The 10209-nt window shown below is 39.3% G+C and carries 11 protein-coding genes; all 11 read left to right on the forward strand.

Going from position 1 to position 10209, the window contains the following annotated elements:
* The coding region (locus BK127_RS44365) for a PKD domain-containing protein (RefSeq protein WP_218639084.1) at window positions 1-1990 on the forward strand (1990 nt) is incomplete at its 5' end.
* Window positions 1991-2038: 48 nt separating this feature from the next.
* Window positions 2039-2938 (forward strand): hypothetical protein, encoded by a 900-nt coding sequence (locus tag BK127_RS40880; protein WP_076238385.1) that lies wholly within the window; start codon window positions 2039-2041, stop codon window positions 2936-2938.
* A gap of 442 nt (window positions 2939-3380) precedes the next feature.
* Window positions 3381-4232 (forward strand): SAF domain-containing protein, encoded by an 852-nt coding sequence (locus BK127_RS40885; protein WP_076238386.1) that lies wholly within the window; start codon window positions 3381-3383, stop codon window positions 4230-4232.
* A complete protein-coding gene (locus BK127_RS40890; RefSeq protein ID WP_076238387.1) occupies window positions 4210-5385 on the forward strand; it encodes a CpaE/TadZ family protein in 1176 nt (391 codons plus the stop codon). Before BK127_RS40885 ends, BK127_RS40890 begins: the two co-directional genes overlap by 23 nt.
* A gap of 152 nt (window positions 5386-5537) precedes the next feature.
* The gene (locus tag BK127_RS40895) at window positions 5538-6863 is read left to right on the forward strand and encodes a P-loop NTPase family protein (RefSeq protein WP_179097810.1); all 1326 of its coding nucleotides are present in this window, start codon (window positions 5538-5540) and stop codon (window positions 6861-6863) included.
* A 323-nt stretch (window positions 6864-7186) separates the two neighbouring features.
* Window positions 7187-7843: a hypothetical protein gene (locus tag BK127_RS40900; protein ID WP_179097811.1), complete on the forward strand. Its 657-nt coding sequence runs from the start codon at window positions 7187-7189 to the stop codon at window positions 7841-7843.
* A 314-nt stretch (window positions 7844-8157) separates the two neighbouring features.
* Window positions 8158-8745, forward strand: coding sequence for a hypothetical protein (locus BK127_RS40905; RefSeq protein ID WP_144026719.1), 588 nt, complete (start codon window positions 8158-8160; stop codon window positions 8743-8745).
* A 12-nt stretch (window positions 8746-8757) separates the two neighbouring features.
* Window positions 8758-8907 (forward strand): hypothetical protein, encoded by a 150-nt coding sequence (locus BK127_RS44370; protein ID WP_179097812.1) that lies wholly within the window; start codon window positions 8758-8760, stop codon window positions 8905-8907.
* Window positions 8908-9035: 128 nt separating this feature from the next.
* Window positions 9036-9449 (forward strand): hypothetical protein, encoded by a 414-nt coding sequence (locus BK127_RS40910; RefSeq protein WP_076238390.1) that lies wholly within the window; start codon window positions 9036-9038, stop codon window positions 9447-9449.
* Window positions 9446-9931, forward strand: coding sequence for a hypothetical protein (locus BK127_RS40915; protein ID WP_076238391.1), 486 nt, complete (start codon window positions 9446-9448; stop codon window positions 9929-9931). The genes BK127_RS40910 and BK127_RS40915 overlap by 4 nt, the downstream gene beginning before the upstream one ends.
* A 31-nt stretch (window positions 9932-9962) precedes the next feature.
* Window positions 9963-10209 (forward strand): hypothetical protein (locus BK127_RS40920; protein WP_144026720.1); only part of this gene is annotated, 247 nt, incomplete at its 3' end.

The raw sequence follows: 10209 nt of genomic DNA on the forward strand, positions 1-10209 counted from the left end.
GAGCTACGATACACCGGGCGCTGCGATCGTGAATACACCCATTACGTATGAAACTACCTATGACGATCCGGAAAGGGATGCGATGTACGCACCCGGAACGCAGTGGTACATTGACCACGTTGATCCAAACCGATTCCTACCGTACACCTGGGCACCTTATGATGCGAACTACGGCGTATCTTCAATGCATGGTCAAACCGTGACCAATCCCGTTCCACAGTTCGATAAGGTTGGTTTATATAAGCTCAAATATCGAGTACCGGATAATCCAAGGCCTGACAATGCCGCTTTTGATTCGTATCGCAAATATTCGGAGGATTACGAGCAGTATTTAATTGTGCATCGTATACCTGAAGCACCATTTACCCTGCATATCGAACAGGATGGAACAGTAGGATGGACGGACCTGAGCTTTGATCCGGACCGCTGCTATGCACATGGCAATTGTCAGGCAGCCTTTGCAGCCAACAACGGCATTTATGCCAAGAAGTTTTACTATATCACTCCATCCGGAGTGAAGAAGGACAGCAAGCTTGTCAGACCTTTGGAGAGTGGGGAATACACCGTTGCTATGGCCGTTCGAGACGAGAATAAAGCATGGTCGGATTGGTACGTTCAGACCATCCAAATCGACCAGCCGGTAGCGCCGAATCATCCACCGACGGTATGGCTTACCTTCCCAAGCGGAAGCTATGCAAATCCTTCGTCGGTGTCCTTACAACCGACAATAACATGGAATCAAGCGGACATCGATCCGGGCACCATATTTTCTACATTCAATCTATGTGTATTTGATATATCAAATAATCCTGTTGAATGCGTAAAAAATCGAGCGATGGATACATCTTTAACAAACTGGGCATGGACGATGGAAACCATGCTGTCCATGGGACAAAAATATTGGGTACAGGTACAAGTCAGTGACGGGGAATCGTGGTCTGACTGGAGTAACATCGGCTGGATGAATACGAACAACCCACCAGTTGCCTATATGACCTTTCCCTATGGTACGCAAGCTGCTCCTAACATCGTGAATACGCTACGACCCGAGCTAACTTGGTATCAATCAGACCCGGATATTGGGTATGTCCTTTATTGGTATCAGATCCAGATTACAAACGAGGCCAATGATGTGACGATTTACGATTCAGGGAAAACATGGCAGAATACAACCTCTACGACAGGGAGAATGACGGTTCCCGTTGATCTGCCTACCGGTCAAAAGATGAGGGTCCGCGTCAAGGTGTGGGACCAGTACGGGGCCGAATCCAATTGGTCGCCACAAACGTGGATGATGATCAATCGACCGCCCAAAGCGATTTTCACTTGGAAGGTGAATCCACCAGTAGCTATTTTCGAGGGGCCTGCTTGGGAAGGAGATCATATTCAACTCATCGATCAGTCTACAGATCCGGATGGTGATGCCCTAACAGCGAGTTGGTCAGTACGTAATCCATCTGGAGTCGTCACTACAGGTACTGTAGTGCCTTACATTAAATTTGTAGCGCCTGGTGATTATGATATAACATTAACTGTTACAGACGTTCACGAAGCCAGCGACAGCCTGACAAGACGTATTGTCGTCAGTCCTATGGTGTTATTGGGTTACGTGAACCATACCGATGATTGGAATTCCAATCGTAAGAAGTACAATCAAGCCAAAACCAGAACAGATGAAAGCCCACGTGGCTATGATGTCTTCTTTCCAGGTGAAAGGTTCATGTTAAAAGCCGACACAATAGGTAATGTCGTACAGACCACTTCCAAAATCATAGGAACTACATTCAACACCAACATGGATAAAAGTAGTGGCGGAGCCTTCTCTGGCGTATGGATAGGGGAGATGTGGGATGACACCATGTTAAAGTGGGATAACCAAGTAGTTGTATTCCGCTTTACGGCGACGACTCCAACGGGATATCAGAAAGTAACAGATGTGCAGGTACGTATCGACGATGATGATTTCTGGAGACAACACAGATCAAGGTGATTTTCAGAGGTATTTAAAACTATTAGGAATTTGAGGTGGTACTTATCTATGTTGGAATCTATTCGCGCTTATTTCTATCTTAACGATACAGCTATCTCAGAAAAACCCATAAAGATCAGCTATGATCATAAGGTTGAATATTGGGACTGGGTTGCGAGAGAATGCTTGTATAATCGTAGGCAAAGAGATGGATTCGAAGATTTACAATATGTCAGTCATCGACTTGGTTTTACATATGCAGACTCCAAGCCTTATCGAAAAATCGGAGAAGAAGATAGGAAGAACTACAACTTATATATTATATGTGAACCCGCCTCCATAGAAAACTCATCCAATTCTATAGATAGTGTTGTTTATGTATGGCTTAAGGATCAAAGGGGCAAAAAATATCTTATTTCCTTTGGTAAAATAAACTTGCCTAGTCGAATGTATGCAGCGGAGATAATTGAAAACAACATTCAAGAAAAGCTGATACATGTGACAAATAGCTTGAAAATGAATCAGGTGCACAGTGGAAATGATGTATTTATGCTTGAAGAGATTTGCCCGTATTATACGATGGGTGAGATTAGTAAGTATAAAGATACCTCGCATCTATTATTTTATTGTGAAATCAGTGATCTGAGTTACCCAGACTCAGGGGATGTAGAAATGGATAACCGTCTCCAAGGTTTTTGGCCCACGTTGATGATAAGATGGATAGGTCAAAATTATGAGAGTGTGTATCCTCTCCCCGAGTTTAAGCTGACAGAGGACACCTTAAAATGGTCAACCGAGCAATTAAGGAATCATTATATGGAACAATATGTTCCCGAGACTTATAGAGATCGTATGCATGTATCGATCTGGAAGGGAGATCCACTTGATAGGATTGATAAAATAGAAATCAAACCTGATAAATATGTAGAAGTCCTTAATCAAGAGATGGTATGGATTCGAGTGACATAGAGACCAATCATTAGTAGTTCTTTATTTGAAGGTCAGATTAAATATTTTAAAATGTGCTACACTTCGACATTATTCAACAAAATTGTTGAGCGGATATTGTCGATAATGAATCAATAGACCTATTTGAAAATAAATACCCAAAGACCATAATAGATGAATAAAAGAAATTTTTGGAATATAAACAAAGAATATGAATCTAAATTGAGTAATAAGAATTATATTTCGTCTTGTACTGTATCTGTAGAACTAGACAATGAGCCATAAATAATAAGTTGGTTTCTGAAGGGGATTGGATAAATAATATTTAGAAAGTATTGATATTATCTTAGTGATGATATCAATATTTTGCTTTTTATTTATGATTTAGATAATGGATAGGATACTCAAAGAAAGGGTAGGGCTAACAGTAAAGGGTAGCAGGGAAATTTGAAGTAGAATAACTATGGCGAGTTCTAGCATCGGAGTGATGGAAGTGTTCAATTCGAGAAATCTTCAAGCAAAAATAAAAAAGTATATGGGCTTCTTAATCCCTGTACTTGGTATAGCGGTTATCATTGTTTTGGCCATGGTGATGTGGTGGTGGGAAGCAGATGGAAGACAAAGAGCATTTTATGTAGATGTACCGGTTTTCAAAGATGATGTGAAGCGTGGAGACTTAATTAAAGAAGAGATGTTTACAACAGTTAAATATGAAAAGGATAAATTAATCGTAAATTTCATAAAAGAACCACGAACCATTGTAGGTTTGGAAGCGAAGCAGTATATTCCAAAAAATTTACAGCTCGACTTACAATTCTTTGAATCTCCGAACCTGCTTACAGATGAAAAGCGTAAGAACTGGAAGATACCTAACGAATGGATTTATTCTATGCCTAATTCACTGAGAAGAAAAGACCAAATTGTATTTTATGAGGTTAATAGTGATGCAATGAAAAATGATAAAAAGATTCAGATTGATGCTACCAGTAAAATAACTGAGGATATCGGAAAAAAAGATCAGAACATTCAGGTTCAAATAACCCAAAAACCGGATGAGAAAAATAAACTTATGGGAAAGAATGAGCCTATCTTCTCTACTATAGTTAGCTATGTTAAAGACAGTGCAAACCGGGAAGTCGTATCTACCAGCCCTATTGATCGCATCGATGCCAATTCAACGATAAAAGACCTGGAGATTATAGCTACTAAGGAGGATATCGATCTGCTGACTGCCATAGTAACTGGAGGCAATAAGTTTATCATAGGTTATAGTGATGGGGAGGGTACGGTAAATGAAAGTAAAACTGGTAAGTAATAATGTTGATCTGCTGGAACCCTTGCGAGGTCTTGGTTATTTTGAAGAGGTTACACTATCAGATATTTTAGAAGAAGCTTTAGAGGCGGATATACTAATCATCAGCAGTATACTAATTGGACATAATATGTTGTCAGATATGTATGGACGGTACGCACAGCAGCTTAAAAGTAAAAAATTGTTCTATATGCTCACCGACAATGAAGGGGATTCTCCAAATGATTTGATTGCTCATATTTGTGAGGCTCGAGATATAACGGTTATTCCTCCTAAGATGACTATAAATCAAATTATAGAACATTTAACCCATACTTTGTTTCCCGATATGGGAAGAAAAAATAGCAAAGTTGTAGCTTTCTTCGGAGCAGCTGGGGATGTGGGAACTTCTATGGTTAGCCAATCTGTCGCTGAAATATTAGCCCAAAATACGGAATACAAAATTGGACTATATATTCTCAATGACTCTATGGGCCCTTATTATGTCAAACTTCGTGAGGACGAGGATATCAGCATTGATGAAATCAAGGCGGAGCTATGGAGTAATGTGCTCTCTCCTGAAAAACTGCTGCAAACCTGCGTTCAAAGAAACAATCTTTATATCCTTCAGGCCCCCCGCTATTTACCCGATATGCGTCATTTTCACCCGGAGCATGTTGAGCAGCTTTTAGAGCTTGGATCCAATGTGTTTGACATTATTATCATTGACGCAGGGGCTAGTTATAACTTAGGGCTTACCATTGGAGTTTTGCGATCAGCAACTCACAAATATCTAGTCACTACACAGCAGGAGAAGCCGAGACTCAAATTTGAACAGGTTCAGAGTCAGATTTTTAAATCACTTCAGTTGAAGACAACGGATTTCATGATTATTATCAATAAATTTCTGAAGGATACTTCTATGTATGATGGCAAGCAAATGGCTGATCTTTACAAAATGACCTTAGCAGCTACGCCTCCACATTTGGAATTTATGGGATGGCAGGCAGAAGTGGACCGCAAAACACTTCTCCATTTCAATTCGATAGATTTTATCGAGCAAATTGAGCTGACAGCGAGATTGATTGCCAAACAGTTAAAAGTAGAATATAGGGACCAAGAATTGAAAAAGCCTGGATTTATCAAGCAGCTATTCGGAAGGGGTCAGGCAGGATGATGGGTACTGTTCCCAAAAGACCCTTTCATCTGGATGAATATATTCAGGAGATTCAAAAAAAGAGCACCGACACATCCCGAAGAACGAACGCTGCTTTTAATCGACTGGAACGATTTTATGAAATATGCGATGCCGTTAAGGAAGTAATAAAAATGGAAATGTTAGATGGGATTGGAACGGGATCGGCAGAAGCAGACCAAACCAACCAATTCTTGTACCAGCAGAAAAGGGCCATTATCGGTCATACGAAAGAAGTTAATTATTTTAAAACAAAGATAGAAGAATATTTGAAAAAAAACAATGCTTCGAGTGAATGGTTTCCTGATTGGTTTGAAGATCTCAAATCCGCTATATTTCATGAGAATTGGGGTCTGGCCGGGATTATGGAATGGAAAATCAAAATGAAGGAGAGCACTTCTTGCAAAATCATAGGGCAGCGCATTTACTTCCTGATCGATGGAAAAATGATACTTCAAGAACAAACCATCTCGAAGGATCGTATTAATCAGCTTATTACAGCGCTTATGCTGCAAACGCCTGAGAAACGATTGGATGATGGCAATGCAGAAGTCTACATGCTCGATGGAACGAGGATAGCAATATTCGTGGATGGTGAAGATGGTTTGGCCAAAGAATCCACAATTATATTTCGTAAGTACATCATTGAACAATTCACCTTTAAAGAGCAATCTGCTCGTGGAACGGTTCCAATAGAGCTGGTACCGGCTCTAGAAGCTTGGGCATTGGTAGGATTCAATGTAGGATTTATAGGTCCTGTAAGAACAGGAAAAACTACCTTTCTGGAAACCTGGCAGTCTCTTGAGGATGGGACTTTGGAAGGGATTCAGATCGAGACAGATCCTGAAATCGCCTTGCATGTTTTAATGCCAAAAGCACCTATTATGCAAATTGTTGCAGACGGTGTTAGGCTAAAGAAAATTATTAAGAGACTTCTTCGTGCCGATGGGGACTATCTCATAATGGCAGAGGCACGGGATGCTGTTGCCATGGCAATTGTAGTTGAAGCAACGAATCGCGGAACCAGAAGAGTGAAATTTACTTATCATACTTCTGATCCCATTGATTTCTGTTACGATGCCGCGAATGGGATTGTTCAGGAATTTGGTGGGGACGTATTCGCAAATACAATAAAAATTGCTAAAAATGTACATTATCTATTTGAATTTATCCAGCTCAAGGATAAATCCAAGAAAAGGCTCAAAGGTATTTACGAAATCAGATACAACCCTTTAACCTTGTTAATTACGATTCATCAAATATGTAAATATAATTTTAGAACGGATTCTTGGAGCTACAAATACGATTTTGGCTCGGATAAAGTTGGTATTGCCGAGATGGAAAATTATGAAGCATTTGAAGTGGTACAAAGAGAGTTCAAGCGCTTGGCTGCAATAAGCCCAATAGAGGGTGAAACTGTAACAGAACTACCTTATATCAAATTCATGCTAAACAGGTAGGTGAAGCAGCCATGTTAGTGTCTACGATTGAAGAGTTAGCCAGATACATCATCTATTGCATCATTCTTCTATGTGGGTGGATGGTAGTTTCTTCCCTAATCTTACCATCTGTACGCAAAGGTAGAACCTACGGACGTTACAAGGGAGCACAGAAGGAAGACGATTCAAGGAAAAAAAGAAAAAACCGCTTCATGCGTCATATCGAACGGACAATTCGTGTGGCCATGAATACAAGGTCCGAACAAGCCATATACACCTTTTTTCTAATATCTGGATTGTTGACCTTCTTTTCCTTGTTGTTTTGTATAAGGAGCTCCCAGACAGTGTTAACAAGCATAATCACCTGTACAGCAGCTGGAGGAACGCCATATCTCTTATTGTACATGAAACTGCGCGCTATTAATGTTAACAGCAGCTATGAGGCCGATATTCTGGTTACTGAATTGATAAGTCAGTATAAAATGAACTACTTAAATATGGTAGAAGCTATAGACCAAACGATTATTAGATTAAAAAGGGATCTTTACACAAGAAAGGCTTTATTCAGGTTAAGTCTTGATGTAAAGGAATGTAGAAATAGAGAAGAATTGGAAGTGATTGTTAAAGAATTTGCTTTTTCGATCGGAACTGAGTGGGCCATCCTGTTATCGAATAATATTTATCAAGCTATTGCCTACAGAGATGATGTGAGAGAAGGTCTCGAAGATATTCTTAATGAACTGATTGCCCTAAAAGCTGTTAATGAAACGAATAAACAAAATAATTCGGAAACCTTTCTCATTATCAAGTATGTAGCCCCCTTAGCTTATTTATTGAGTATCTATGGGCTTATACATTACTTGGGTTTTTCAACCAGTAAATTTATTGATTATCAGTTCAAGAATCCGCAAGGGCTGCAATATTTTGTATACACAATGGTCTGTATTGTGGCTAATTTTATCATTTATTATTTTATTCGAAAGCCTAAGAATGATTTTTAAGGAAAGAAGGGTGGTCATTGTTAGACCTACAAGCTACTTATTACACAGCCGTATCGGTATTATCATTAGCAGGTATATACCTGTTTTGGAAAACGAGAGCAATATTGTTAGCTGGAAGAGTCCAGGCCAAAAAGCGGCGATACACACAGCTGCAGCAAATCGTACAGGAACGTTTTAGAGACGATGAGGTCACGAAAACTCTTGCTATTTCCGGGTTACCTATCAATTCAACACAATATCAAATCATCAGATATCTTCTTGTAGGTCTTCTATTGATTAGCAACCTTGCATCCCATTCACTGAAAGGAGGCGATATGACTTCATCTTTGGGATTTATCGTAATTGTGTTTATGATTACAAGTCCAAAGGTGTATATCTTCAAGCGAAAGACCCCTTATAAATATTTAATGGACCTTTTGACTTCGAGGTACAAGTACAAAAAAAATTTAGAAGTCTATCGTGCCATTTCACAACTGAAAAATCTTATTATCATTAAACAGGAGAGACCACCAGGATCGCTTTACATCCTGGAGCAATTAAATAAATTTACGAAGATAACAAAACCTATCTTTAATCGAATGTTAATGATGTGGACGATGGGACAAAAGGAAGCAGCTTGCAAGTATTTTGTTGAAGCAATGGATACGGATCATGCACAGGAAATTGGAAGCTTGTTTGAAAAGCTGGATGGACTAAATCCAATCGAATTGAAGAACCAGCTCATCCTATTTCAAGAGGATTTTAAACAAAAACGCCAAACGGAGAAGCTGAAACAAAATCAATATCGGAGTCACATGATATATGCTGTTGTTGTTATATCCCTGATATCTGTATTAACGAACTTTTTGGTTTTGGGTTTCCTGATGGATTTATTAAAAGGTTTCCAACAAATCAATCAATGAGGAGAAGTGGACATGAAAGAATTTATTATCGTAGCTGCATTTGTTATTCTGGGGAGCTTCCTTTCTTACACTTATATAAATGGTAGTACCGACACGGCAACAGTCCAAACAAAACGTGTCGCTGACAAACAAATGCTAAAGATGGCAGATGTAGAAAGATAAGAATCTCTTGAATAGTTCTTTACTCGTCTCCATAATAATAACCGCAGTATCATTACTATTGGGATTACTGCGGTTTATGGGATCGGGTAACATCTCAAGATGTCCATATATATAAAGCAGGTGATTCTTTGGCGAAATTTATTATAGCCTTTTCGATGATGCTTCTTGTTTTCTTCCCAATCGTTCAATATACATTAAATCAAGCCAACCACAACCGAATGGAGAACGCTATAGAAATCGTTCACAAGCATGTTCAACAAGCCAGGACAGATGGCTATTTTACTCCAGGTAACATTGATAATATGAAAAATGAGCTTGCTTTGAGATGTAATGTTACATTGAGCAAGATTATGGTAAATGTAACGACAACACCTAAATATCGATTTAATGCATTTGATCAACGTGAAATGATTGACTACGATATTCAAATCCCGATAAATGAAATTATTGCTATGGCAAGTTATTTTGGTTTTACAAGTGAACAAAATAAGAGTGTGTACACGATCCGGGGATCTGCTCCGAGTGAGGTACTCGCCCCATGAAGATATTTATTTTGTGGATGAGTTTATTTCTATTAAATATTATTTTTTTGAATATTCAAAATGAATACAATCGAGCTGAACGTCATTTTATTCAGCTCAAATATATAGCCGAGGAAGCAGCGGCAGCAGCCACCCAATATTATCAATCGATACCTTATTCCAACGGAACAATGGTATTTGACCAAACAGAAGGAATTAAAGCTGCCGAATATGTGATTAGGCAGGATCTAAATTTAGACAATAATTACATACCTATGCCGGGGAGCTATTGGGTCGACAAGGTGACCTACAACATTCAATTTTTTGATGACTCCAATACGACGTATCCCATTTTATATAATCACAGCTCTGGATTCTTTTCCAAAGCAATTGGGGACCCCACTGTTGTTGTTACTATTAATGTAGGTAAGCCCAGATATTCTATTGTAGCTCCAACCAATAATTATTTTAGAACGGCTGCTCATGAATGGAAGGAACGTTAAGATAGATGATGGCAACAGAGGAGTGGTAAGAATGACCAAGCTTACGGTGGATCTGGAGGATCTGAAGCCTTTAATTAAACAAGCTCAAGATACGAAAGGTAATATAGAGCAGCTCTACAATCAAAGCAGAATTTATTTATCAATAGCACGTTCCGATTCCAATATGGCCGAAACCTACTACAGGAACTCCAAGACACAGCTGGACACGATTGTGAACGTCTTACAGACGACGTATAACGCTCTGATGGAGCTGCAAGCCGCAGAACCACCCCGAAGTC

This window comes from Paenibacillus sp. FSL H7-0331, from assembly GCF_001956045.1.

Excerpts from the sequence above, each read along its gene's own strand:
- BK127_RS40915 (WP_076238391.1), top strand. The coding sequence starts at position 9,446 with ATGAAGATATTTATTTTGTGGATGAGTTTATTTCTATTAAATATTATT.
- BK127_RS40905 (WP_144026719.1), top strand. The coding sequence starts at position 8,158 with ATGACTTCATCTTTGGGATTTATCGTAATTGTGTTTATGATTACAAGT.
- BK127_RS40890 (WP_076238387.1), top strand. The coding sequence starts at position 4,210 with ATGAAAGTAAAACTGGTAAGTAATAATGTTGATCTGCTGGAACCCTTG.
- BK127_RS44370 (WP_179097812.1), top strand. The coding sequence starts at position 8,758 with ATGAAAGAATTTATTATCGTAGCTGCATTTGTTATTCTGGGGAGCTTC.
- BK127_RS40895 (WP_179097810.1), top strand. The coding sequence starts at position 5,538 with ATGGAAATGTTAGATGGGATTGGAACGGGATCGGCAGAAGCAGACCAA.
- BK127_RS40880 (WP_076238385.1), top strand. The coding sequence starts at position 2,039 with ATGTTGGAATCTATTCGCGCTTATTTCTATCTTAACGATACAGCTATC.
- BK127_RS40885 (WP_076238386.1), top strand. The coding sequence starts at position 3,381 with ATGGCGAGTTCTAGCATCGGAGTGATGGAAGTGTTCAATTCGAGAAAT.